The sequence below is a fragment of the Streptomyces sp. ISL-100 genome, from assembly GCF_018614615.1.
Classification (GTDB): Bacteria; Actinomycetota; Actinomycetes; order Streptomycetales; family Streptomycetaceae; genus Streptomyces.
Window position 1 is genome coordinate 49386 of sequence record NZ_JAGGOK010000017.1, and the last position, 24896, is coordinate 74281.

Sequence of the window (24896 nt, forward strand, 5' to 3'; positions counted from 1 at the left end):
CTGCGTGGAGGTTTGCCGGTCGGACGTCCTGCGGTGGACTCGGCCGAACCTACCCGCCGGTGGCCGCTTTCTGTCAATAGCCCTTTGACCTGGAGAGTTTACTCAAATCACCAGGTCAGTGCCGAAGGTACGCAGGTGGCACGAGGCCTCTCGCGAACACCGATCGGCCGTACGCGGCCCGCGCACATCACTCGTTCGGCCTCATGTAAACAGTTTGTCCGAAGACTACCGTCCGCAGGCAGACCGGGAGTTCGGCGCCGGGCGTGAGATTCGGCAGCCCCGGCGTGCCCGAGCGTGGGTCGGTCGACCAGCGGGCGACCCGGTCGTCGGGCGCCTGCACGACGAGCTCGTCGGCGCGCCAGAGCGCGTAGTCGGCGGGGGCGCCCGGTACGAGCGTGCCCGCGTCGTCGCGGCCGACGGCACGCCAGCCGCCGCGGGTATGGGCGGTGAAGGCGGCGCGTACGGAGATCCGGTGCTCGGGCGTGCGGTGGAAGGCCGCCGCGCGGACCGTCCCCCACGGGTCGAGCGGGGTGACCGGGCTGTCGGAGCCGAAAGCCAGCGGCACACCGGCGCGCAGCAGGGCGGCGTACGGGTTGAGCGTACGGGCCCGCTCGGCGCCCAGGCGCTGTGCGTACATCCCGCCCTCGCCGCCCCAGGCCGCGTCGAAGGCCGGCTGTACGGACGCGGTCAGGCCGAATTCGGCGAAGGCCGCGATGGTGGCGGGCGTCAGCATCTCGGCGTGCTCGACGCGGTGGCGGGCGGCGCGGATCCGGGCGAGGCCGACCTTCTCGGCGGCGGCGCGCACGCCATCGACGACCGAGGTGACGGCGGCGTCTCCGATGGCGTGGAAGCCCGCTTGGAGCCCGGCCTCGGTGCAGGCGATGACATGGGCGGCGACGGCCGCCGTGTCGAGGTAGGCCGTGCCGGTGTGGGAAGCGTCGGCGTACGGGGCGTGCAGGCAGGCGGTGTGCGAGCCGAGCGATCCGTCGACGAAGAGGTCGCCCGCAGCACCTGCCGCGCCCAGTTCGCGAATACGTTCGGCGTCCTTCGCACTCCCGACCTGCTCGGCCCAGTAGCCGAAGACGCGGGGTCCGGGCCGCTCCGCCGCCAGCTTCAGCAGGCCGGTGAAGTCGTCCTCGTCGCAGATACCGGGTCCCGCGCACTCGTGGACCGTACCGATACCGAGTGAGGCGGCGTGCGCGAGGGCCGCCCGCTGCGCTTCGGCGCGCTGCGCCGGGGTGACGGCGCCGTGCGCCGCGCCCCGGACGGCGTGGTGGGCGGCTGCGGTGAGCGGGGCGTCCGGGTGGTAGCCCGCCAGGCCGGTGATGCCGGGGACGAGGTCCAGGAGGGCGGTGGTGACGACGGCCGAGTGGACGTCGATCCGGGGCAGGTACAGCGGCCGGCCGCCGGCCGCCTCGTCGAGTTCGGCGCGGGACGGTGGCCGCTGTTCGGGCCAGCGCGTGGCGTCCCAGCCGTGCCCGAGGAGGATCCGGCCCGCCGGTGCCGCGGCGGCGTGCGCCCGTACGAGCTCCAGCGCACCGGCGAGGCTCCGCGCGCCGGAGAGGTCGAGGCCGGTGAGTGCGAGGCCGGTGGAGGTGGTGTGCACGTGTGCGTCCGTGAACGCGGGGGTGACCAGGGCCCCTTCGAGGTCGATCACCTCGTCGACGCCGGACGCGAAGGCGTCGGCCGCCCCTTCGGAGCCCACCCAGGCGACATGTCCGCGTTCGACGACCATCGCGGTGGCGAAGGGGTCGGCGGGGCTGTGGACCTCTCCGCCGCGCAGCAGCACGGTGCGGTGTTCGGCGGCCTGAGGGGTGGGGGCGTTGTGCTCGGTCATGGTGAACAGTCTCGCCCCTCGCGCGCGACGTTCCGTGCGCGGGGGCCGGGCGGGCGGTCCGGCGGGTGGGGTCAGACCTGCGGCGGGCGGGCCTCGTACGGCGTGGACAGGACCACGGTCGTACGCGTGGACACGCCGGCCAGGGAACGGATCCGGGTCAGCAGGTGCTCCAGTTCGAGCGGGGTGGCGACGCGCACCTTGAGGATGTAGTTCTCGTCGCCGGCCACGCTGTGGCACGCCTCGATCTCGGGAACGCCCGCGAGCCGTTCCGAGATGTCGTCGGGGGCGCTGGGATCGAAGGGTTTCACCGAGATGAAAGCGGTGAGCGGCAGCCCGACTGCCTCGGGGTCGACCACCGCGGCGTAGCCCCGGATGACACCCCGCTGCTCCAGCCTGCGCACGCGCTGGTGCACGGCCGATGTGGACAGGCCAGTGGCCTTGCCCAGGTCGGTGTAGCTCATCCGCCCGTCCTTGACGAGCAAATCCACGATCTGACGATCCAGCTCCTCCATAGCGGATCAACCTATTGCCCCGGAGGGCCTCAGGCACAGCCGCGGGCCCCTCTGAGGGGCATCTGCGGGCGGCATGTGACGAACGCCACAGGCTTACGACCGTGTCCGTCGGGCAGGCGCGATTACCGCGCGTGCGTGACGGGAAGTGCTTGCTGTGGTCGAGGCCGCAGCGCCTTGTCGGCCCACCCGAGGGGGAGTGTCTCCATGCAGAACCTGAAGCGCACCGGACGCAGTGAACCGGATCCTGTTGAACCCGCGTCCGTCGACGAGGACCATCTCGACGATCTCGACGCGTACGACACCTTTGAGATGTTTCGAGTGATCTGCCCGGACTGCGTCCAGCCGATCGCGCTGCTGGCGGACGAGACCGTCCTGCCCGAGCACGCCAAGTGCCCCACTCCGTGGAATCCGTTCGGGCTCACGGCGTGCGCGGGCACCGGACGCCCGGCGGCGGACGCCAAGCCCGCCGACGACACCCTGGAGGTCCAGGAGCAGGAAACCGCCCTGCTGTTGACGCTCCCCCAGGGACTCGACTGGCGGACGCAGCCGTTCTCGCACGTCGGCGGTCCGGGCTCGCGCCCGCTCAAGGCCTCGCAGCTGCGGCGCGCGGCGTAGGGGGCCGCGTAGGGGGCCGACGGAGCTTTGGCCCGGGGCAGCGCCCCGGCTCAAGCATCAGCCCAGTACGTCCCGCGCACCATCGCCTCCAGTGACGCCCGGTGCAGGATCATCGCGTCCGGGTTCTCAGGGACCCGGACCTCACCGAAGTGCACCTGCCGGTAGGCGATGCGCAGCATCACGATGGCGTGCCGCAGGGCGGCGTACAGCGTGTGGAACTCCATGTCCCGCGGTGTGTGGCCGGTGAGTTCGGCGTAACGCCGCTCGACGTCCTCGCGTCGCAGGAAGTCCGGCAGGCCGCTCTGACCGAAGCTCACTGTCAGGTCCTGGAAGAAGCGGTGGAGGTACACCGCCCAGCCCAGGTCGAGTTCGCGCGGTCCGTAGGACGCCATTTCCCAGTCGAGTACGGCGGCGGGCTCGAAGGCGTCGTAAATGATGTTGCCGATACGGGCGTCGCCCCAGCTCAGCACGGCCGGTCCGGTGTCGTCGGGCCAGTGTGCGTCGAGCCAGTCGAAGGCGGTCTCGATGAGCGGTGACGGGGCGACGCCCTCCACCACCCAGTCGTAATACGCCCGTTGGGCGGCGACGTGGCGGCGCAGCGGGCTGCCCGTGCCCTGCGTCATCAGGAACTCCGCTTCCTTCGCGGGGAACTGGTCGTGCAGGCGCGCGAGCACGGTGAGCGTCGCGTCCTGGAGGCGGGCGCGTTCGGCGTCCGTGGCGGAGTGGAGCCAATTTCCCTCGTACGTATAGGGCATGACGTCGGGCGGTACGCGGCCGTCGGCGCGCTCCATGATGAAGAAGGGCGCCCCGAGCGGTCCCGGGTCCTCCTCCAGCCACAGCACACGCGGCACAGGGACGCTCGTGTGCTCGGCGACGAGGCTCATGACGCGGTACTGGCGGGCCATGTCGTAGACGGGAAAGACGCTGTACGCGGCGGGGTCGGCGGCCAGTCGCAGGGCGCAGGCGGACACGGGGGCGGCCGGGTGGGCCAGGTCGAAGAGCAGCGTCTCGCTCGACATGCCGTTGGAGGCGGGCGCGTTGACGCCGCTGACGCGCGCGCCGGGCAGCCGTGCGCCCAGCCAGGCTGCCAGGCGCCGGCCGAGTTCTTCGGGGTCGCGGGTGGTGGTGCGGGGGCGGGGTGCGGTTGCCATGCCGTACTCCTGTCAGGAGGGTGACGTTCAGGGGGCGACCGATTCGTAGCCGGTGAAGCCACTCGGGTCGTGGCGGCCGAAGGTGCCGTGTTCGAAGATGCCGTGGCCGGTCCGCCCGTCGAGGGTGAAGCGGGCGGCGTGGTCGGTGACGCCGTACGCGGCCATGGGGTGCGCGGTGGGGTCGGAGAGGTCGTACGTACGCCGGTCCGTCCAGCCGCGCCCCTGCCAGCTGCCGTGCTGCCAGTCCGTCGCGGGCGGGTAGCCGGCGCCGACGGCCAGCGGCGAGGAGTTCAGGATCTCGACGCCGAGCTCCAGCGGCTTGCGGTCGGGGCCTGTGAGGTGGACGACGGCTCGCTCGGGGTGGCGGGTGCCGGGGCGGTACGTGATGTCGGTGTGCGGCCAGCCGAGCTGGACGTCGCGCTCGCCCTCGCGCACGAGCATCGCCTCGTTGAGGGCCCGGTGCCCGTCGGCGTCCTCCTGGGCGATCACCATCAGGAAGCGGTCGTCGAAACGGGCCGGGATCCAGAGCCAGTGGAAGCCCTCGGGGCGGTACTCCTCGGCGGCCCGGCCGCCGTCCTCGCCCGGGATGGGCCGTACGCCCCAGCTGCGGTCGCGGGTGCCGGTCCACTCCCCCGCGGTCAGCGGTATCTCCTCTCCCCCGGCGCGGATCACGCCCGTACAACCGCCTGCCTGGACGAAGCGGCGGCCTTCGAGCATCAGGCGGTCGCCGCGCCGCTGGACGTGGTGCGGCTCCCAGACGGCGGGGAAGTCCGCGGTCCAGGTGACGTCGTACGAGAGGGAGTCCGGGTTGGCGGGGTCGGCGTCGCAGTGCAGGGTGAAGCGGCGCAGCGGCTCGTCGACGGTGATCCGCAGAGGGCCTACGGAGAGGTTCATGCGGTCGTCGGTGAGGGCGTCGGAGGCGCGCACGGCGTGCAGGTGGTCTCCGATGCGCAGGGTGGCGTAGGCGTCGATCACACCGGTGTTGGGGTAGACGCCGAGCCCGGCGATGAGCAGAGCGCGGCCGGTGTGGTCCACGAGGTGGAAGATGCACCGGTCATAGGCGTTGCGGTCGCCCGTGGCGACGTGCTTCATCGACAGCGGGGCCTGGTGGATCGGGTATTCATCGAGCGCGATGGGGCGGTACTCGGCCACGGCGGTCCTCCTGGGCGTGGACGGAGCGGTGCGGTCCCCGGCGGGGACTTGACGGTACGTCAGAAACCGTGCCCAGGGCCATACGCGCGTCACACCACGGGCCGGCCCGGTTCACCGCGCGAACGGACGCCCGAATGAGGTCGGCGATAACCCCCGCGGCCTTGCGGCTGTTGGCCCGATATGACCCTGCAGTACACCCCGGTCGGCGACGGACGCCGACGTCTCCTTCACCCGCCCTCTGCTCCGGCAGAATCGGTTCCGCATCCCTCGGATCCGCCCCTGTACCGCGCCCTTCTGCGCCAGTGGCACAGCCACGGCCGCACGCTGCCGGGACGCCGCGACCCGGAATGGGTCCGGCTCGTGGCGTCCCCGGCCTGGCCGGACGGACGGCTCAGCGGGTCTCGGGACCCACGAGATGGCGGGCGATGACCATGCGCTGAATCTGGTTCGTACCCTCGACGATCTGGAGCACCTTCGCCTCGCGCATGAAGCGCTCGACGGGGAAGTCCAGCGTGTAGCCGTAGCCGCCGAGCACCTGGACGGCGTCGGTCGTCACGCGCATCGCCGCGTCCGTGCAGAACAGCTTCGCCATCGCGGCCTCCCGCGAGAAAGGCCGCCCGGCGTCCCGCAGGCGCGCCGCCGCCAGGTACAGCGACCGGCCCGCCTCGATCTGGGTGGCCATGTCGGCGAGCATGAAGCGCAGGCCCTGGAAGTCGGCGATCGGCCGGCCGAACTGCTGCCTTCCGGTCGCGTACGAGACGGCCTCATCCAGGGCCGCCTGGGCGACGCCGACCGCGCAGGCCGCGATGCCGAGGCGGCCGGAGTCGAGCGCGGAGAGCGCTATCGCGAAGCCCTGGCCCTCCTCGCCGATGCGGCGCGAGTCCGGGACCCGTACGCCGTCGAAGTTGAGCTGGGCGGTGGGCGAGCCCTTCATGCCCATCTTCTTCTCGGGCGCGGCGGCATTCAGCCCCTCGGCGTCGCCGGGGACCAGGAAGGCCGTGATGCCCCGGGCGCCCTCACCACCCGTACGGGCGAGGACGGTGTAGAAGTCGGCGATTCCCCCGTGGGTGATCCAGGCCTTCGTACCGGTGATGACCCAGTCGTCGCCGTCGCGCACGGCCTTGGTGCGCAGCGAGGCCGCGTCGGATCCGGAGGCGGGCTCCGAGAGGCAGTAGGCGCCGAGCAGGCCGCCGCCGAGCATGGCGGGCAGGTGCGTGGCCTGCTGCTCCTTGGTGCCGTAGCCCGCCAGGGCGTGGCAGGCGAGGCTGTGGACGCTGACGCCGAGGCCGACCGTGAGGCGGGCGGCGGCGAGCTCTTCGAGTACCTGGAGATATACCTCGTACGGCTGGTCTCCGCCGCCGTACTCGGCGTCGTACGGCAGAGCGAGCAGACCGGATTCGGAGAGCAGCGCGAAGATCTCGCGCGGGAAGTGCCCGGCGTCCTCCTCGGCGGCGGCCGTGGGCGCGATCTCCCTCTGGATCATGTCGCGCACGAGCGCGAGCAGGTCCCGGGACTCCTCGGTGGGCAGCTGACGTTCCACCGGCTGCGGGGCGCGGTCGGACATTGCGGCGCTCTCCTCCCTGTCGGGCGCTGCGGCGGTCGCGCGCGCAGGGTGTGGCGGCGCCGCCGGTCTCACTGCCTGGCCGCCGGCGCTCCTCCCGGATCACGGAAGTCGCTGGCCAGCGGCTGTGGCGGGATGAGTATGCCCGATGGAATGCCTTCCGTCACGGGGTTGTGGGTGGCGCCGGGCAGCTCGGCTCCAGTTCCTCGATCGTACGGAGCGTGGCGCGCAGCAGCCCGGTGAGCAGGGCGCGGACGGCGTCGCGGTCGAGCTCCTGGTGGCTCAGCCAGTCCAGCGTGACTCCCTCGACCCCGGTCATCCAGCCGATCAGGGCCAACCGGGCGACGACGGGGATGTCGCGGCGGCCGTACGCGCCCTCCGCGATGGTGGCGATCAGCTCCTCGCGCACCGCGTCCCGGATGGCCTGCACCTCGGTGTCGAAGCCGACGCCGCCGGTGACGATCGTGCGGTACGCCGCCTGGTGGTGCTGGGCGTAGCGCAGATAGCCGTCGATGGTGCGCTGGACTCGTTCGGCGGTCGGGAGGTCCGGCTCGCTGCCGGCCCGTGCGACGAGTTCGGCGACCGACTCCTCGACGATGGCGAGGTAGTAGCCGCGCTTGTTCTTGAAGTAGTAGTAGATCAAGCCCTTGGCGACGCCCGCGTGCCGGGCAATGTCGTCCATCGACAGGGCATCGTACGACGTGTCGGCGAACAACTTCCGTCCGGTCGCGATGAGTTCAGCGCGGCGCACCTGCGATCGCTCGGTGGAACCGCGCTGTTGACTAATATTCAATACCGGCCCTAGTCTCCAACTGTCACAGGATCTCCGCAGTATGGCAGACCTGCGCCAACTCCCTTCCTGCGTCGTCCTGTAGATGATCGGCCACGCACTCCCCCTGCGCACCGCAACGACGTACGGGAGGAACAAGTGAGCGCAGCCAAGCAGCAGCAGCCGCCGCCTGCCGAGGGCAGAACGGCATGGAAGAAGACAGCGGTCGTCGCGATGCCGGCGGTCCTCGCGGTCGCGGTGATGGCGTCGATGATGGGCCAGGGCGCGCTGGCCGCGTCGTTCGCCGTATCGGGGACGAGCTTCCAGGTGGCGTCGGGGAAACTGACGAGCCAGGGCCTGTCCAGTTACGTACAGACGGACCGGTCGGCGGACGGCAAGGGGCATCCCGTCGCCCTGCTCGGCATCGGCGACGCCCGGCTCAGCGACATCTGCCAGGCCGCGGAGATCGGCACGCCGGTCGGGAAGGTCGTCTTCAAGCTCACGGCGGGAGGCAAGGCCGGTGAGGTGACGGCCAGCAGTCTGGTCATCGACGCCGAGGATCTCGTCGGTGACGCCCGCTTCGGCACCGCGCAGATCGGCCGGGACGCGTCGACGCTGGACGAGGTTCCCGGGGTCAAGGGCGAGGTCGGGAAGTTCGGCCTTCAGGCCGGGGACATCGAGGTCGCGGGCGTCAAGTCGCACGCGTGGTCCGCCACCGGCGGCAATTTCCGGCTGAAGGGGCTCAGGATCGACGTGAGCCTGGACGGCAAGAAGTGCTTCTGAGCCGCGTGATCCGGACCCGCGTGATCCGGACCCTCGCGCTCCGGACCCGCCGCCCGGCAAAGGGATGGCTGGAGGAGCGGCTGCCGTACCCGGATGCGCGGCGCAGGCTGCGGGGCTGGCGGCGGACCCGGCCCTTCTGGGGCGGACTGCTGCTGATACTCGGCGGGACCGAGCTGCTGCTGGTGCCGCTGTCGCCGCTGACGGTGCTGGTGAGCCTCGGCCTCGGCGGGCTGGCGGCGATCGGGATCGGGCTCGCGCTGATCGTGGCGGGGCTGTTCCTCTGGTTCCTGCCTCATACCCGCCACTACGTGAGCGTCAATGCTCTGCTGCTGTCCGTTCTGTCCTTCGCCGCGACCAATCTCGGCGGTTTCGTGGTCGGGATGGGTCTGGGGATCGCGGGCAGCGCGATGGGGTTCGGCTGGACGCCCGTGGAGGACGATGCGTCCGGCGCACCCTCGCCACTGCGGGACGGGCAGGGGCCACGTACGCTCGCGGCCGCGCTGCCGGTTGTCCTGCTGGCGGCGCTCGGCCCGAGCCCGGTCGTCGGCAAGGCGCCGGAGCCCGGGGCCGTCGTCGCACCCCGCACGCCGCCGGCCGTGACGACGACGCTCTTCGCGCCGCACGGGTTCCTGATCGCGGGGGTACGGGAGGTGCCGACCGCCGACGGTCCGGTAAAGGCGATGGTGCTGAAGATGCGGTCCGCCTCCCTCACCGACTACCGCCTCAAGACCCGCGACGGCCGCGACGAACTCGCTCTGGGGGCCGACACCCTGGAACTGAGCGGCGACGTGACGCTCTACCTCACCAAGTTCAGCGGCTGCCTGGAGGGCATTCTCTGCCTGACCTTCACCCCGGACCGCCTCCCGGTGCCGCCGGTGGTGCCGCCGTTCGTCTTCATGACCGATGTCAGCGCCGAACAGGCTCTGGTGACGTCGGACTCGATCGTCACGGACGGGCTGACCCTCGAGGCGTCGTGACCCCATGACGCGCTGAATTTTGGACGCTGATTTTTGACACCTGCACCATCGTGGCGCCATGAGACTTGCCATGGCGCCACGATGGTGCCATCATTGCGCTATGGACCTCACTCCCTACGTTGACAACCTCCGGCACGAACTAGGCGTCGCCGCCCAAGCCGGTGGAGACGAAGCCCGTGCCCTGGCCGAGCGGCTCACCGCCCAGCTCGAGTCCGCCGCCCGGCTCACCCTGCTGAACGCCCTGTCCGACGCGATGGAAGAGGTCACCCGCGACCTGGCCCCGGGCTCGGTCGACGTACGACTGCGTGGGCTCGACCCCGAGTTCGTGGTCACGGCCCCGCCCACCTCGGACGCCTTCGGCGAGGGCGACGCCCCGGCGCCGCCGCCGGCGCCCACACCGCCGGCCCCGGTGGACATCGAGGACGGCGCCACCTCGCGCATCAACTTCCGCCCGCCCGCCCAGCTCAAGGTCCGGGTCGAGGAGGCCGCGAGCCGCGAAGGACTCTCGGTCAACGCCTGGCTGGTCCGGGCCGTCGCCGCCGCCCTGGAACCCACGGCGAACCGCGGCACGGGCGGCTCGGGCCGGCCTCCCGCAGCCGGACAGGGATTCACCGGCCGGACGCCCGCAGCCGGACAGGGATTTACCGGCTGGGTGCGCTAGCCCGCCCCGCACCACTCACGTACTCCAAAAGGCCAAGCAGCCAGCAGACAGCAGCCAAAGGACGGCTCAGCCATGCCTACTTTCGACACCCCCGAGCCCCTCTCCGCCACCCTTGAATTCGATTTCGGGCGGATCCGGATCATCGCGGGCAAGCGCACCGACACCGTGGTCGAGGTGACGCCGAGCGACCCCGGCAACAAGCAGGACGTACAGGCCGCCGAGGACACCAAGGTCACTTGCGCGGGCGGGGAGCTCGTAGTCAAGGGCCCCAAGAAGCGCTCGCCCTTCGGCAAGATCGGCTCGGTCGATGTGACCGTCGAGCTGCCCGCGGGCTCGGACCTGACCGGCAGCACGGGCCTCGGCGACTTCATCGGCGAGGGACGGTTCGGGAACTGCCGCCTGACGACGGCGACCGGCGACATCCAGCTGGAAGAGGCCGGGGCCGTACGGCTGAAGACGACGCACGGGGACGTCCTCGTGGACCGTGCGACGGGCGAGGTCGAGATCCAGGGGTCGGGGCGGGTGCGGCTCGGCCGGGCCGACGGCACGGCCACCATCAAGAACCTCAACGGCGAGACCGCGATCGGGGAGATCCGCGGGGAGCTGACGGTGAGGTCGTCCAACGGGCCCATCAGTGTCGTGCGCGCGGACTCCTCCGTCACGGCCAAGTCCGCGAGCGGCGCCATTCGGCTCGCCGAGGTGGTGCGTGGGCGAATCGCCCTGGAGACCGCGGCCGGGGGGCTTGAGATCGGGATCGCCGAGGGGTCTGCGGCCTGGCTGGATGTACGGTCCACCGCGGGGCGTGTGCGCAATGAGCTCGGGGCGGCGGAGGGGCCCCAGGCGTCCGAGGAGACGGTCGAGGTTCGGGGCCGGACCAGCGCCGGCGACATCGTGATCCGCCGGGCCTGAGCCGCTCGCCGGCCCAGAAGGGCCTGCCCCGCCCGCAGCGTGAGCACCATGGTGAGGTCGCCCCCGGGTGTGTCCTGCGCGCTCAGCGTCCCGCCCATCGCACTCCATGAAGCCGCGGGCCACGAAGATGCGGTCCTTGGCATCGTCCGGGAGGGTCCGGGACGCCGGGGCCGCGGTCGACGACACGGGCCTCGACACGCTCTCCGAGGGTGCCGTTCTCGGGGATGTCCAGTTCGGTGGTCCAGGCGGTCCGCGCCGTCCCCGATGCCTTCGAAGAGCTCCGCCTGATCCTCGTCCGGCCAGTGCACGCCCTCCGAGCGCAGGGACGTGACGGAGGCCTTGGCGCCGGCGAGGGGCGTGCGCAGGCCGGGGCTGACCGCGAGCAACGCCGTACGGAGCCGGTTGCCCTCCGCGAGGCCGTGCGTCTGCTGAGCATGGTCGCCGACGGGCAGGTCCACGTCGGCATCCTCGGGGGCTGCCCAGTGGCCGCCGATGCCGACGCTTCCCGTGCAGGTCCAGGGGTCGACGTCGCTGGTGCGCTCCAGGAGAGCCAGGGATTCCGTGTTGAAGGTCCCTGACCCGCCCGCCGGAGCGGACCTTCGAGTTCGGACCGGCCCTGACGGCCCTCACTGAAGTTGTGGCGCCACATCGGCCCACAATGGCGCCACGTTTGTGCCATGATGACACCGCGGGGATTGACCACTCCTCGCACGCTTTCCAGCACCACTCGCGCACCCAGCCAGGCACAACCCATGCGCCGCCATGGCGCCATGTCGTGCTGCCCGGATGCCGATTCGCCGATCGTCGATCGCCGACCACTCAAGCAACCACACGACCGACCAAACGGGAGTCCCCACCGTGGCTACCTTCCTTTCCAAACTGGGCCGCCTCGCCTTTAGGCGCCGGGGTGCGACGCTGCTGCTCTGGCTGCTGATATTCGGCGGCATGGGCTTTGCCGCCTCCTCCGCGCCCCCGCCGCCCGCCGACACGTTCTCGATGCCGGGCGCCGAGTCGCAGGAGGCCTTCGACCTGCTGACGGAGAAGTTCCCGGACGCGAGCGCCGACGGCGCCAGTGCCCGGGTCGTCGTCCGGGCCCCCGAGGGCCAGAAGATCACCGACCCCGAGCAGCGCGCCGAAGTCGGCCGTCTCGTTGCCGAGTTGGGCAGGTCCTCCCCGCAGGTGGTGGGCGCCGCCGACCCCTACAGGACCCCCGAGGTCAGCATCAGCAAGGACGGTACGACCGCCTACACGGTGGTGACGTACAAGGTCCCCGCGATGGAGGTCGGCGACAAGGCGCACGACGCCCTCGACGCGGCCATCGCGAAGGCCGACAAGGCGGGCCTGACCGTCGAAGCCGGCGGTGACGCCGTGAAGATCGACCAGACGATGGGTGGCACCGGGGAGAGCAGATCGGCATCCTGGTCTCCGCGATCGTCCTCGTCCTGACCTTCGGCTCGGTGATCGCGGCCGGAATGCCGCTGATCACCGCGCTGATCGGAGTCGGCATCGGAATCTCGGGCATCACGGCACTCGGCTCCACCCTCGGCCTGTCCGGCACCACCTCGACCCTCGCGATGATGATCGGCCTCGCGGTCGGCATCGACTACGCCTTGTTCATCGTGTCCCGCTTCCGTGCCGAGCGCGCCGAGGGGCGCAGCCCCGAAGAGGCCGCAGGACGGGCCGCCGGCACCGCGGGTTCGGCGGTCGTCTTCGCGGGTCTGACGGTCATCGTGGCCCTCGCCGGACTGGCCGTCGTCAACATCCCGATGCTCACCGAGATGGGCCTCGCCGCGGCCGGCACCGTCGCGGTCTCCGTACTCGTCGCGATCACCCTGGTCCCCGCCCTGCTCGGCTTCGCGCCGGTCAAGGTGATGGCTCGCAAGGGCGCCTGCAGTACGCCGTCAAGCCGCTGTCGGAGCGGGGGCAGCGCAAGGCCGCCAAGCGCGCGGCCAAGCTCAGCAAGAAGGGCAAGCCCAACCTCGGCTCCCACTGGGCGAGTTACGTCCTGCGCCACCCCGTGGCCGTCCTGCTCATCGGCGTGGTCGGCCTCGGCGCGGTCGCCGTACCGGCCGCGAGCCTCGAACTGGGGCTGCCCGGCGAGGGCTCGATGTCGACGGAGACCACCCAGCGCAAGGCGTACGACGTGCTCTCGGAGTCCTTCGGACCCGGGTTCAACGGCCCCCTGGTGATCACCGTGCAGGCCGAGGACGCCAAGAAGGCGGCCGACTCCGCGGGCAAGGTCTTCGACCGGAACCCCGGCGTGGCCTCGGTCCCCCCGGCCACCGGCAACAAGGCGGACGACACCGCGATCATCAACATCATCCCCAAGACCGGCCCGACCGAGAAGAAGACCGAGGAGCTGGTCCGCGAACTCCGCGACACCGCCGGCGGCTTGGAGCGGAGCAACGCGTCCCAGATCCTGGTGACCGGCCAGACAGCCATGTTCATCGACTTCTCGCAGACGCTGGACGACGCGCTCCTGCCCTACCTGGGCCTGGTCGTCGGCCTCGCCTTCCTCCTCCTCATGGTGGTCTTCCGCTCCGTCCTGGTCCCGCTCAAGGCGGCCCTCGGGTTCCTGCTCTCGGTGGCCGCGGCCCTCGGCGCCGTCGTGGCGGTCTTCCAGTGGGGCTGGCTCTCGGAGGTCCTGGGCATTGAGCAGACCGGCCCGATCATGAGCACGATGCCGATCTTCATGATCGGCGTGGTCTTCGGCCTCGCGATGGACTACGAGGCCTTCCTGGTCAGCCGGATGCGTGAGTCGTACGTCCACGGAGCACGCCCCGCCGAAGCGGTCGTCGACGGCTTCCGCCACGGCGGCCGGGTCGTCGCCGCGGCCGCGGTCATCATGATGAGCGTCTTCTCCGGCTTCATCGTGGAGGACAACGACTTCATCAAGATGATCGGCTTCGCCCTCGCGATCGCCGTCCTCTTCGACGCCTTCATCGTCCGCATGGCGATCGTGCCCGCGCTCCTCGCCCTGCTCGGCGAATCCGCCTGGTGGCTGCCGAAGTGGCTGGACCGGATCCTGCCCCGGGTGGATGTCGAGGGCGAGAAGCTCGACCAGCGGGGGCAGTCCGGGGCGCACTCTCGACAGGAGCGCAGCCTCGTCGGCTGAGTGGGCTCCGCAAGATGGCACCACGATGGCGCCCCCGTACCGGTTCCTGGCCGGTACGGGGGCGCCATTGCGTGACGTACATACATACAGGTCAGACGGGGTTGTGCGGCACAGACAGAAAGAATGGCGCCACATCGGCTCGCTATGGCGCCACTGATGTGCCATCATGGCCATGCAAGCACGGCACGGAACGAGTGCATTGCGCCAGTTATGCGCCACCCCAGCGCCACGGCCGGCCACCGGCCGCTCCCTCCGTCCCCGGACTCCCCGAAGAGAAGGGCCCGCCCCACCATGAACCCCGCGCCCACAGCAACGACGACCGCGGCCACCGCCACGCGCGCAGCGATCTCCGCGATCGGCCTGCGCAAGTCGTACGGCGACAAGGTGGTGCTCGACGGCATCGATCTGCGGATCCCCGAGGGCACGATCTTCGCCCTCCTCGGCCCGAACGGCGCCGGCAAGACCACCACCGTGGAGATCCTCTCCACGCTGATCACGGCCGACGGGGGCGAGGCGCAGGTCGCGGGCCACGACGTGGTCGCCGACGCCGACGCGGTACGCCACCAGATCGGCGTCACCGGACAGTTCGCCGCCGTCGACGGGCTGCTCACCGCCGAGGAGAACCTGCTCCTCATGGCCGACCTGCACCACCTGCGCAAGCGCGAGGGCCGCCGCCGCGCCGCAGATCTCCTGGAGCGGTTCGAGCTGACCGAGGCGGCCCGCAAGAACGTCGCCACCTTTTCCGGCGGTATGCGCCGCAAGCTCGACCTGGCGATGACGCTGGTCGGCCGGCCGCGGATCATCTTCCTCGACGAGCCGACCACCGGCCTCGACCCGCGCAGCCGCCGCGTCATGTGGGAGCTCATCCGGGACCAGGTGGAACAGGGCGTGACCATCTTCCTCACCACGCAGTACCTGGAGGAGGCCGACCAACTCGCCGACCGCATCGCGGTGCTGGACCACGGCAAGCTGGTCGCCGAGGGCACCGCCGCCGAGCTGAAGCGCAAGATCCCCGGCGGTCATGTCCGCCTCCAGTTCGCCGACGAGGCCGAACTCGCCGCCGGAGCCGCGGTCTTCGGCGTCGCCACCCGCGACGACGAGTCGCTCACCCTGCAGATTCCCAGCGACGGCTCCCTCACCAATCTGCGCGCCGTCCTCGACGTCCTCGACAGCACCGGGGTGCAGGCCGAGTCGCTCACCGTGCACACCCCCGACCTCGACGACGTCTTCCTCACCCTCACCGGCCAGCAGAACGCCCCCGCCGCCACCTCCGCGACCGTCCAGAAGGAGTCGAACCGATGAGCACCGTCACCCTCGCCCCGGCCAAGCCCGCCAAGCCGACCCGCTCGTACGCGCTGCGCGACTCCATGACGATGCTGCGCCGCAACCTCAAGCACATGCTGCGCTACCCGTCGATGACGATCACGATCGTCATGATGCCGATCGTGATGCTGCTGCTCTTCGTGTACGTCTTCGGCGGCGCACTCGGCACCGGCATCGGGGCGGGCGCAGACCGCGGCGACTACACCAACTACGTGGTGCCCGGCATCATCCTGATGGCCGTGACCTCCGGCGCCATCACGACCGCCATCTCCGTCTGCACCGACATGACGGAAGGCATCGTCAACCGCTTCCGTACGATGTCGATCTCGCGCGGATCCATGCTCACCGGCCATGTGTTCGGCAGCGTCATCCAGGCCGCGGCGATCCTCGTCCTGGTCACCGGGGCCTCCTTCGCGGTGGGCTTCCGCCCCGACGCCTCGGCCGTCGAGTGGATCGCCGCCCTCGGTCTGCTCCTCTTCCTGTCCTTCGGCCTGAGCTGGATCTCCGCCGCGATGGGCCTGGGTGCCAAGACCATCGAGGCCGCGTCCAACGCCCCGATGCCGATGACCTTCCTGCCCTTCCTCGGCAGCGCGGTCGTCACCCCGGACTCCATGCCGACCGCTCTGCGCTGGTTCGCCGAGTACCAGCCCTTCACCCCGATCAACGAGACGCTGCGCGGGCTGCTGCTCGGCACCCCGATCGGCAACGACGGCTGGATCGCCCTCGCCTGGTGCGCGGGGCTCGCCCTGGTCGGCTACCTGTGGTCGCGCGCCGTCTTCAACCGTGAGATCACGCGTTAACCGTCACGTATTGAGCCCAGCGAGACAGGCAGGCGAAGGGGCGGCTACCGGATTCCACCGGGAGCCGCCCCTTTGCTGCAACCCGGAACTTCCTGTTCCGGCGACACGCCATGCGTCACGCGAAACGTTCCACATTGAACGTCTCGACAGCTTCACGACGAGACGTGATCATAAATGCGCTCCCAACCGATCGTGCGACTTCCGGGAAGGGTGAACCGACGGTGTCTTTCGACTCGATGACGCTCCCGTGAGCATGCGGACGAACGACGTAGCTACCGCGAACCCGAATGCCCGAGAGCTTCACCGACCAACCTCGGGCAACAGCGACGCGCAGGAAATCCAGCGACAAGCAGCTCACGAGAGTCGACAAACGGGGTAAACAGATGAATCAGCCAGACGATGGGACAGTCGTCCCGGCACACAACGGAAGCATCAACCGTCCGACCAGCGCATCCGCACCGACCAAAATCCCTGTGGAAAGAACCACCCCTTTACCGATCGCAGCGCTCCTGCCGGGTGAGTCTCCCCGGTCACAGGGCCTCGACCAGGAGCACGTCGCGCGTCTGGCCGAGGTCGACGGACCTCTGCCCGCCATTCTCGTCCGCCGGTCCGATATGCGCGTGATCGATGGTACGCACCGCCTTCTGGCCGCATTGGTACGAGGGCAGGAGACCATCGACGTCGAATTCTTCGAAGGGTCCGAAGAAGACGCCTTCCTACGCGCGGTCGAAGCCAATATCGCGCACGGTCTGCCGTTGTCGCAGGCGGACCGGCGCGCCGCCGCCTCGCGGATCATCGCCTCGCATCCGCACATGTCCGACCGAGCCGTAGCACGGGCTTCGGGTCTGGGGGCCAAGGCCGTGGCGTCCATCCGACGCCGTTCAGCCGAGGCCGGGCCGCAGTTAACAGCACGCGTCGGCCGCGACGGGCGAGTGCGCCCGCTCAGTAGTGCGGAGGGCCGTTGGCGAGCCGCCGAGTTCATGGCCGAAAATCCTCAGGCTTCGTTGCGCGAGGTGGCCCGGATCGCGGGAATCTCGCCGGCGACGGTGAGCGATGTCCGCAAGCGCATACAGGCGGGTGAGCTGCCCTCGGCCATGCGACCGGAGGCCGTCAGGCCCTCCCCGGCGCCGACTCTTGAACCCGTGACCGAGACCGAAGGCGACGTCACGGTCCCGTCCCCCGGCGTGCGGCGCAGACACGAACGCGCAACGCGGCCGGCCCAGCCCGATCCGTTCACGGTGCTCGAAAAGCTACTGCGGGATCCTTCGCTGCGGCTCAAGGAAGAGGGACGGCATCTCCTGAGACTGCTGCAACAGAACGCAGCGGCGGAGTGGTCCCACCTGACCGCCGCGGTGCCGCCGCACTGCGGGGCACTGGTGGGAAGCCTCGCTCGCCAGTACGCGTCGACGTGGCTGCAGTTGGCACAGCGACTGGACGAACGGGAACAGCCTCTCAACCGCAGGACGGCCGGCTGATGACCCCGGGTCGTCTCCGTCTGTCCCGGCTCACGGGGCTTCCTGACTGTTAGATCAACGAGTTCCTTCTCACGGCCCGCTGGGCGTCCGGGAATCGGACGCCCAGCGTGTCCCGCACCGAGGCGTTGTCACCGACGCTGTGCGTACAGCGACAGAATCATCAAGACTCCTCCTGGTTACGCATCGGCTGCAACGCCGGCCTGGTCGTCTTCTGGGTTCCGATCCGCTGTGCAAGCCCCGCCACCGTCGGCGCGTCGAACAGCTCGACGATCTCCACCTCGGCACTCAGCACGGTCCTGATCCGGTTGATCAGCCGGACGGCGAGCAGGGAGTGCCCGCCGAGGGCGAAGAAGTCGTCGTCCACGCCGACGCTCTCCAGGCCGAGTACCTCGGCGAACGCCTCGCACAGAGCCTCTTCCCGGCGGTCGGCCGGAGCCCGCCCGGTGCCCGTGGAGGAAACCTCCGGGGCGGGGAGTGCCTTGCGGTTTAGTTTGCCGTTGCGCGTGAGCGGCAGCGCGTCCAGCACTACCACCGCCGAGGGCACCATGTACTCCGGCAGCCGAACCGTAGCGAACTTCCGTACCTCGGCGTGAAGTTCCTCGTCCACCTCGCTCATGTCCGCGGGTACGACGTAACCGACCAGACGGGTGTCACCCGGCACATCCTGACGGGCGACCACCGCCGCCTGTGCGACCCGCGGGTGCGAGACGAGCACGGCCTGCACCTCGCCCGGCTCGATTCTGAAGCCGCGGACCTTCACCTGCTCGTCCGTACGCCCCAGATACTCCAACCGCCCGTCGCCGTCCCAGCGCGCACGGTCACCAGTGCGGTACATCCGCTCACCCGCACCGCCGAACGGGCAAGCCACAAACCGCTCACCCGTCAACCCGGCACGCCGCACATAACCCCGCGCCACCTGCGCACCGGCTATGTACAACTCACCCACCACACCAGGCGCCACCGGTTGCAGATACCCGTCCAGCACATACAACCGGGTATTCGCGACCGGCCGCCCGATCGGCACCGACTCACCGACCTCCTGGCCGGCCCGCACCTCGAAGACACAACAACCGACCACTGTCTCCGTCGGCCCGTACTCGTTCACCACCACCGAACCCGGCGAGCGCTCCAGCCACGCACGAACAACCGCACCCGGCAGCGCCTCACCACCCACCACCCACGTCCGTGCCGACGACGCGGCATGCTCGTCCGCCAGCAACTCGGACAACAGCGGAAGATGCGCGGGAACAACCTTCGCCATCCCGAACTCACCGTGATTCCTGACCAGTTCCGCCAGACCCTCAGCCCCACCGGCCCGACTCACCACAACAGCCGAACCCGAAACCAGCGGAACCAGAAGACTGGTAACCGTCAGATCGAACGCCATCGAGGAATGCAGCGGCGCACCACTGCCACCCCCCATCCCATACGAACCAGCCGCCCAGCCCACATAGTTCGCCAGACCGCCATGAGTCACCGCGACCCCCTTGGGCTGTCCCGTCGAACCCGACGTATAGATCACATACGCCAACCCGTCCGACGCCACCGGCACCTCAGGATCCGACACCGGAGCCACGGCCAGCTGCATCGCCATCAGCGGACCATCCATCGCGACCAGACGCCCACGACCGGCCGGAAGATCATCCAGGACCTCCTCCGTCGTCAGCGTCAGCACCGCGCCACTGTCACGCAGCACATAGGCGATCCGCTCGGCCGGATACTCCGGATCAATCGGGAGATAGCCCGCGCCCGCCTTCCACACCGCCAGAACACCGACGACCATCTCGATGCCACGCGGCAGACACAGACCCACCACCGATTCCGCACCCACACCCTGACCCACCAGGTAGTGCGCCAACCGGTTCGCCCGCGCGTCCAGCTCCGCGTACGACACCTCCACACCATCCGCGATCACCGCGACCGCGTCCGGCGTCCGCGCCACCTGCCCCGCGAACATCCCCGGCACGAACACGCCCGGCACCTCGACCGCCGTGTCGTTCCACTCCACCAGCACCCGACGACGCTCCGCCCCGTCGAGCACCTCTACCCCGCTCAGCGGCGTCTGCGGTTCGGCGACCAGTTGCTCCAGCACCCGCTCCAGACGCTCCGCCATCCGCTCGACCGACTCGGCGTCGAACAGATCGGCCGCAGCGACCATCGCGCCACGCAGCCCGGCCGGCGCACCCTCCGCGTCGAAGCCCTCGCCGAGCAACACCTCGATGTCGAACTTCGCCGCACGCGTCGTCGCCGACGCCCCGTCCGCGCCCCGTACACCGGGCAGTTCCAGCACCGCCTCGGCGTTGTTGTGCAGATCCAACTGCACCTGGAAGAGCGGATGCCGCGCTCGGGAGCGGCCGGGGGCCAGCTCCTCCACCAGTTTCTCGAACGGCACGTCCTGGTGCGCGAACGCCGACAGGCTCGTCTCCCGCACCCGCCCCAGCACCTCACGGAACGCCGGGTCCCCCGACAGGTCCACGCGCATGACCAGCGAGTTCACGAAGAAGCCGACCAGATCGTCCAGCGCCTCGTCGGTGCGGCCCGCGTTCGCCGTGCCGATCGGGATGTCGGTGCCGGCACCGAGCCGCGACAACAGCATCGCCAGGACGGCCTGTACCACCATGAACGTGGTCACCCCCTCGGCCCGCGCGACCTCCACAAGCCGTGCATGCGCCTCGGCCGGGATGTCCAACGGCACGCTGTGGCCGCGGTAGGAGGCCACCGCCGGGCGCGAACGGTCGAACGGAAGTTCCAGCTCTTCCCCAAGTTCCGCCAATTCCTCGCGCCAGTAGGCGATCTGGCGTGCCATAGGACTTTCGGGATCGCTCTCGTCGCCGAGCAGTTCGCGCTGCCACAGCGCGTAGTCCGCGTACTGCGCCGCCAGCGGCTCCCACTCCGGGGCCCGCCCCTCGCACCGCGCCGCGTACGCCACCGAGACATCACGCGCGAGCGGCGCCCTCGACGACGCGTCACTGGCGATGTGATGCAGCACGAGCACAAGCACCCGCTCGTCCGGACCGGCCTCGAAGAGCCAGCACCGGATCGGCACCTCCGACGAGAGGTCGAACACGTACCCGGCCGCCTCGGCGATCGCCGCGTCCAGGTCCGCCGGCGCGACCCCGCCCACCTGCAACTCCCAGTCCAGGCCACCGATTTCGACGACTTGCTGGTACGGCGCCCCGTCCGCCACCGCGAACACCGTGCGCAGCACCTCGTGCCGGCCGATCACATCCCGCAGCGCCGCACCCAGCGCCTCCCGGTCCACCTCACCCGACAACCGCAGCACGACAGGAACGTTGTAGGCGGCGCTGTCTTCCAACTGGTCGAGGAACCACAGCCGTTGCTGGGCGTACGAGAGCGGCACCCGCTCCGGACGCTCTCCGGCCGTCAGAGCGGGCCGAGCTGCGGCGGTCCCGGTCAGCCGGGCCGCGAGTCCGGACACGGTCGGAGTTTCGAACAGGGCTCTCAGCGGCACCTCGGCACCCAGCACCGTTCGGATCCGGCTGATCAGCCGGACCGCCAGCAGGGAGTGGCCGCCCAGCGCGAAGAAGTCGTCGTCGACGCCGACGCTGTGGAGGCCAAGAATCTGTGCGAACACGACGCACAGGATCTCTTCCTGGAGGGTGGCCGGCCCTCGGCCGGCGCCCGCCCGGTAGTCCGGTGCGGGCAGGGCCTGGCGGTCCAGCTTGCCGTTCTCGGACAGCGGCAGCGCGTCCAGGATCACCACCGCGGAAGGCACCATGTAGTCCGGCAGCCGGTCGGCCACGAAGCCCCTGATCAGTGCGGCCAGCTCGCGGTCGCCGCCCCCGGTCGGAGCGACGTAGGCGACCAGGCGCTTTTCACCCGGCGTGTCCTCCCGGGCGACCACCGCCGCCTGCGCGACCTGCGGGTGCGCGGCCACAACGGCCTGGACCTCGCCCGGCTCGATACGGAAACCGCGGATCTTCACCTGCTCGTCCGCCCGGCCCAGGAATTCCAGCCGGCCGTCGCCGGTCCACCGCACCCGGTCCCCGGTGCGGTACATCCGGGCGCCCGGCTCGAACGGGGAGGCCACAAACCGCTCCGCCGTCAGTCCCGCGCGGCCCAGATAGCCACGGGCCAGACCGGCACCGGCGACGTACAGCTCGCCCGCCACGCCCGGAGCCACCGGTCGCAGATGCCCGTCGAGCACGAACGCGCGTGTGTTGGCCACCGGCCGGCCGACCACGGGCACTGCGGAGTCCGCGACCCGGGCCACTGCCACGTCCACGGTGCACTCGGTCGGCCCGTAGAAGTTGAACCCTTCCACACCTTCCGCCGACCGCAGCCGTTCCCACAGCTCGCCCCCGACGGCCTCGCCGCCGACGCCGATCCGCCCCGGTCGCCGGCCGGCGCCGTCGAGCAGCCCCTCGTCCAACAGCAGCCGCAGGTACGACGGCGTGACCTCGACGAAGTCGATGCGGCTCTCCTCCAGCCACCGCACCAGCAGTCCCGCATCCCGCCACGTGACCGCGTCCGCCACGTGCAGCTCATGTCCGACGAAAAGGGCCGACAGCTGATTCCACGAGGCGTCGAACGACACCGACGTCGTCAGAGCCACCCGTAGCCGTTCGCGTTGCGCCCCGGCCGCCGAGGGGCCGAACACCGGACCCGCCGCGTGCTGCTCGGACAGACTCACCACGCCCCGGTGGGCCACCAGCACGCCCTTCGGCCGCCCCGTCGACCCCGATGTGTAGATCACATACGCGGGGTGATCCGGCAGCAGCACACCGTTCCGCTCCTCGCGGCCAACGGTCCCGGCTGCCAGTCCTGCCAGCTCGGCCACCACGGATGCCTCGTCCACCAGCACGGCCGGCACGGCTGCCGACTCCGGCACCACCTCACGGCAGGCCACCGAGGTCAGCACCACCGCCGGTTCCCCGTCGTGCAGCATGACGGCGATCCGCTCGGCCGGGTACTCCGGGTCGACGGGGAGATAGGCACCGCCGGCCTTGAGCACGCCGAGCACCGCGACGATCAGCTCGATGCCCCGCTCCATGGCCACCGCGACCACCGACTCGGGGCCCACGCCCCGCCCGATCAGCAGCCGCGCCAGCCGGTTCGCCCGCGCGTCCAGCTCCGCGTACGACAGCTCGATGCCGTCCGCGACCGCCGCCACGGCGTCCGGAGTCCGCGCCACCTGAGCCTCGAACAACTCCGGAAGTGTCGTGGACGCGACCTCGGTCGCCGTGTCGTTCCACTCGGTGAGCACGCGACGCCGTTCGTCCTCATCCAGTACGTCGACTGCGCTCAGCGGCAGCTCAGAAGAGCCGGCCAGCAGGTCGAGCACGCGCACCCAACGCTCCACGATGCGCTCGGCCGTCTCCGCGTCGAACAGGTCCGCAGCCGCGATCACCGCACCGCGCAGCCCCGCCGGCGCCCCCTTCGCGTCGAACACCTCCACCACCGAGAAGTCCAGGTCGAACCTCGCGGCCAGCTCCCCGACGGACAGCCCGTCGGCCTGTGCACCCCGCAGGTCGAGCTCCGCCTCGGCGTTGTTCTGCACCGTGAGCATCACCTGGAACAGCGGGTGGCGAGCCATCGAGCGGGTCGGAGCCAGTTCCTCCACCAGCCGCTCGAACGGCACGTCCTGGTGCGCGAGCGCTGACAGGCTCGCCTCCCGTACCCGCGCCAGCACCTGTCGGAACGACGGGTTCCCCGACAGATCCGTACGCACCACCAGCGTGTTGACGAAGAAACCGACCAGGTCGTCCAAGGCCGCGTCCGTGCGGCCGGCGTTCGCCGAGCCGATAGGGATGTCGGTGCCCGCGCCCAGGCGCGACAGCGTCATGGCCAGCGCCGCCTGGAGCGCCATGAAGACGGTGACGCCCTCGGCCCGCGCCACCTGTGCGAGTCGAGCGTGCACCTCTGCCGGAACCTCCAGCGGCACGGTGTGCCCGCGGTGCGAGGCCACCTCCGGCCGCGTCCGGTCGAAGGGCAGCTCAAGCTCCTCGGGCGGGCTTGCCAACGTCTCTTTCCAGTACGAGATCTGACGCGACATCAAACTCTCGGAGTCGTTCTCGTCGCCGAGCAGATCGCGCTGCCACAGGGCGTAATCGGCGTACTGCACCGGCAGCGGCTCCCAGTCCGGGTTCCGGCCTTCGCACCGCGCCTGATAGGCCGTGGAGAGGTCCCGCGCCAGCGGCCCCCTCGACCAGCCGTCGCTCGCGATGTGGTGCGTCACCACTACCAGTACCCGCTCGTCCGGTCCGGCCTCGAAGAGCCACGCCCGGATCGGCACCTCCGACGAGAGGTCGAACACGTGCCCGACCGCGTCAGCGATCGCCGCGTCCAGATCCGCCGGCGCGACACCGGCCACCACCTGCAGCTCCCAGTCCAGCTCGTCGAGGCCCAGTATGTGCTGGTACGGCTCGCCGTCCGCCGCCCGGAACACGGTGCGCAGCACCTCGTGCCGGCCGATCACATCCCGCAGAGCCGCACCCAGCGCCTCCGGGGCCATGTCCCCCGACAACCGCAGCACGACGGGAACGTTGTACGTGGCGCTCGGGCCCTCCAACTGCGCGAGGAACCACAGCCGCTGCTGCGCGAACGACACCGGGATCCGCTCCGGGCGCCCCGCTGCTGCCAGCGGTGTCCGGGCCGTGTCCGCACCGGCCAGGCCGGCGGCGAGGCCGGCGACCGTGGGCGCCTCGAAGAGCTCGCGGATCTCGACCTCGACGCCGAGCACCGCGCGAATACGGCTGACCAGCCGGACCGCGAGCAGTGAGTGACCGCCCAGATCGAAGAAGTCGTCGTCGACGCTGACGCTTTCGAGGCCGAGGACCTCGGCGAACGCCAGGCACAGGATCTCCTCCTGCAGCGTCGCCGGCTCTCCGCCACCACCCGCCGTCGCGGTGTAGTCCGGCGCGGGCAGGGCCTTGCGGTCCAGCTTTCCGTTGCCGGTCAGCGGCAGGGCGTCCAGAACGACGACGGCCGAGGGCACCATGTGCTCGGGCAACCGCTGAGCGGCGAACTTCCTTACAGTCGACGGCAGTTCGTCGTCCATCTCATTCGGGTCATCGGGGACCACGTAAGCCACCAGGCGGGTTTCGTCCGTGGCGTCGGTGCGGGCGATCACGACCGCCTGATCGACCAGCGGATGACTGGCAAGTACCCCCTGCACCTCGCCGGGTTCGATCCGGAAGCCGCGGATCTTGACCTGGTCGTCCGTACGGCCCAGGAAGACGACCTGACCCTCCACGGTCCACTTCGCCCGGTCGCCCGTGCGGTACATCCGGACT

At 70.4% G+C, this 24896-nt stretch carries 16 protein-coding genes and 2 pseudogenes; 10 read left to right on the plus strand and 8 right to left on the minus strand.

The window, feature by feature from the left end; translation table 11 throughout:
- Positions 1-187: 187 nt before the first annotated feature.
- Positions 188-1837: an amidohydrolase gene (locus J7E89_RS09190; protein ID WP_214970882.1), complete on the minus strand. Its 1650-nt coding sequence runs from the start codon at positions 1835-1837 to the stop codon at positions 188-190.
- Positions 1838-1908: 71 nt separating this feature from the next.
- Positions 1909-2349, minus strand: coding sequence for an Lrp/AsnC family transcriptional regulator (locus tag J7E89_RS09195; protein ID WP_214970885.1), 441 nt, complete (start codon positions 2347-2349; stop codon positions 1909-1911).
- 204 nt (positions 2350-2553) lie between these two features.
- Between J7E89_RS09195 and J7E89_RS09200 the strand changes: the two genes are divergently transcribed.
- On the plus strand, positions 2554-2964 hold the full coding sequence (locus tag J7E89_RS09200; protein ID WP_214970887.1) for a hypothetical protein: 411 nt from the start codon (positions 2554-2556) through the stop codon (positions 2962-2964).
- 50 nt (positions 2965-3014) lie between these two features.
- Here the strand turns inward: J7E89_RS09200 and J7E89_RS09205 are convergent, their stop codons facing one another.
- The 4 genes from J7E89_RS09205 to J7E89_RS09220 form a co-directional block, all read right to left on the minus strand.
- Positions 3015-4115, minus strand: a complete 1101-nt coding sequence (locus J7E89_RS09205; RefSeq protein ID WP_214970890.1) for a phosphotransferase family protein — start codon at positions 4113-4115, stop codon at positions 3015-3017.
- Between the two features lie 27 nt (positions 4116-4142).
- Complete coding sequence (locus J7E89_RS09210) at positions 4143-5207, minus strand: hypothetical protein (protein ID WP_251060317.1); 1065 nt, start codon at positions 5205-5207, stop codon at positions 4143-4145.
- Positions 5208-5658: 451 nt separating this feature from the next.
- Positions 5659-6831: an acyl-CoA dehydrogenase gene (locus J7E89_RS09215; RefSeq protein WP_214970896.1), complete on the minus strand. Its 1173-nt coding sequence runs from the start codon at positions 6829-6831 to the stop codon at positions 5659-5661.
- Positions 6832-6991: 160 nt separating this feature from the next.
- A complete protein-coding gene (locus tag J7E89_RS09220) occupies positions 6992-7621 on the minus strand; it encodes a TetR/AcrR family transcriptional regulator (protein WP_214970899.1) in 630 nt (209 codons plus the stop codon).
- 210 nt (positions 7622-7831) lie between these two features.
- Here J7E89_RS09220 and J7E89_RS09225 point away from each other — a divergent pair, with 210 nt between their 5' ends.
- The 4 genes from J7E89_RS09225 to J7E89_RS09240 all read left to right on the plus strand — a co-directional run bounded on the left by J7E89_RS09225 (position 7832) and on the right by J7E89_RS09240 (position 10927).
- On the plus strand, positions 7832-8380 hold the full coding sequence (locus J7E89_RS09225; RefSeq protein WP_251060318.1) for a DUF6230 family protein: 549 nt from the start codon (positions 7832-7834) through the stop codon (positions 8378-8380).
- Between the two features lie 5 nt (positions 8381-8385).
- A complete protein-coding gene (locus J7E89_RS09230) occupies positions 8386-9357 on the plus strand; it encodes a DUF6114 domain-containing protein (protein WP_374196801.1) in 972 nt (323 codons plus the stop codon).
- Positions 9358-9457: 100 nt separating this feature from the next.
- On the plus strand, positions 9458-10018 hold the full coding sequence (locus J7E89_RS09235) for a hypothetical protein (protein ID WP_214970905.1): 561 nt from the start codon (positions 9458-9460) through the stop codon (positions 10016-10018).
- A 72-nt stretch (positions 10019-10090) separates the two neighbouring features.
- The gene (locus J7E89_RS09240; protein WP_214970908.1) at positions 10091-10927 is read left to right on the plus strand and encodes a DUF4097 family beta strand repeat-containing protein; all 837 of its coding nucleotides are present in this window, start codon (positions 10091-10093) and stop codon (positions 10925-10927) included.
- Here J7E89_RS09240 and J7E89_RS40690 read toward each other — a convergent pair.
- Positions 10915-11499, minus strand: a pseudogene (locus tag J7E89_RS40690) (histidine kinase); the annotation flags it as partial. The gene J7E89_RS09240 and the pseudogene J7E89_RS40690 sit on opposite strands and share 13 nt — an antisense overlap.
- A gap of 424 nt (positions 11500-11923) precedes the next feature.
- Here J7E89_RS40690 and J7E89_RS42330 point away from each other — a divergent pair.
- From J7E89_RS42330 to J7E89_RS09265, 5 genes and pseudogenes are all read left to right on the plus strand, one after another.
- Positions 11924-12726, plus strand: a pseudogene (locus J7E89_RS42330) (MMPL family transporter); the annotation flags it as partial.
- A gap of 218 nt (positions 12727-12944) precedes the next feature.
- Complete coding sequence (locus J7E89_RS42335; RefSeq protein WP_374196802.1) at positions 12945-14042, plus strand: MMPL family transporter; 1098 nt, start codon at positions 12945-12947, stop codon at positions 14040-14042.
- 291 nt (positions 14043-14333) lie between these two features.
- Positions 14334-15344 carry an ATP-binding cassette domain-containing protein gene (locus tag J7E89_RS09255; protein ID WP_214970917.1) on the plus strand — a complete coding sequence of 337 codons (1011 nt, stop codon included), beginning with the start codon at positions 14334-14336 and terminating at the stop codon, positions 15342-15344.
- Positions 15341-16165, plus strand: coding sequence for an ABC transporter permease (locus J7E89_RS09260; protein WP_214970920.1), 825 nt, complete (start codon positions 15341-15343; stop codon positions 16163-16165). Before J7E89_RS09255 ends, J7E89_RS09260 begins: the two co-directional genes overlap by 4 nt.
- Positions 16166-16452: 287 nt before the next feature.
- Positions 16453-17640, plus strand: coding sequence for a transcriptional regulator (locus J7E89_RS09265; protein ID WP_251060310.1), 1188 nt, complete (start codon positions 16453-16455; stop codon positions 17638-17640).
- Between the two features lie 160 nt (positions 17641-17800).
- Here the strand turns inward: J7E89_RS09265 and J7E89_RS09270 are convergent, their stop codons facing one another.
- Positions 17801-24889: a non-ribosomal peptide synthetase gene (locus tag J7E89_RS09270; protein ID WP_251060311.1), complete on the minus strand. Its 7089-nt coding sequence runs from the start codon at positions 24887-24889 to the stop codon at positions 17801-17803.
- Positions 24890-24896: the final 7 nt, after the last annotated feature.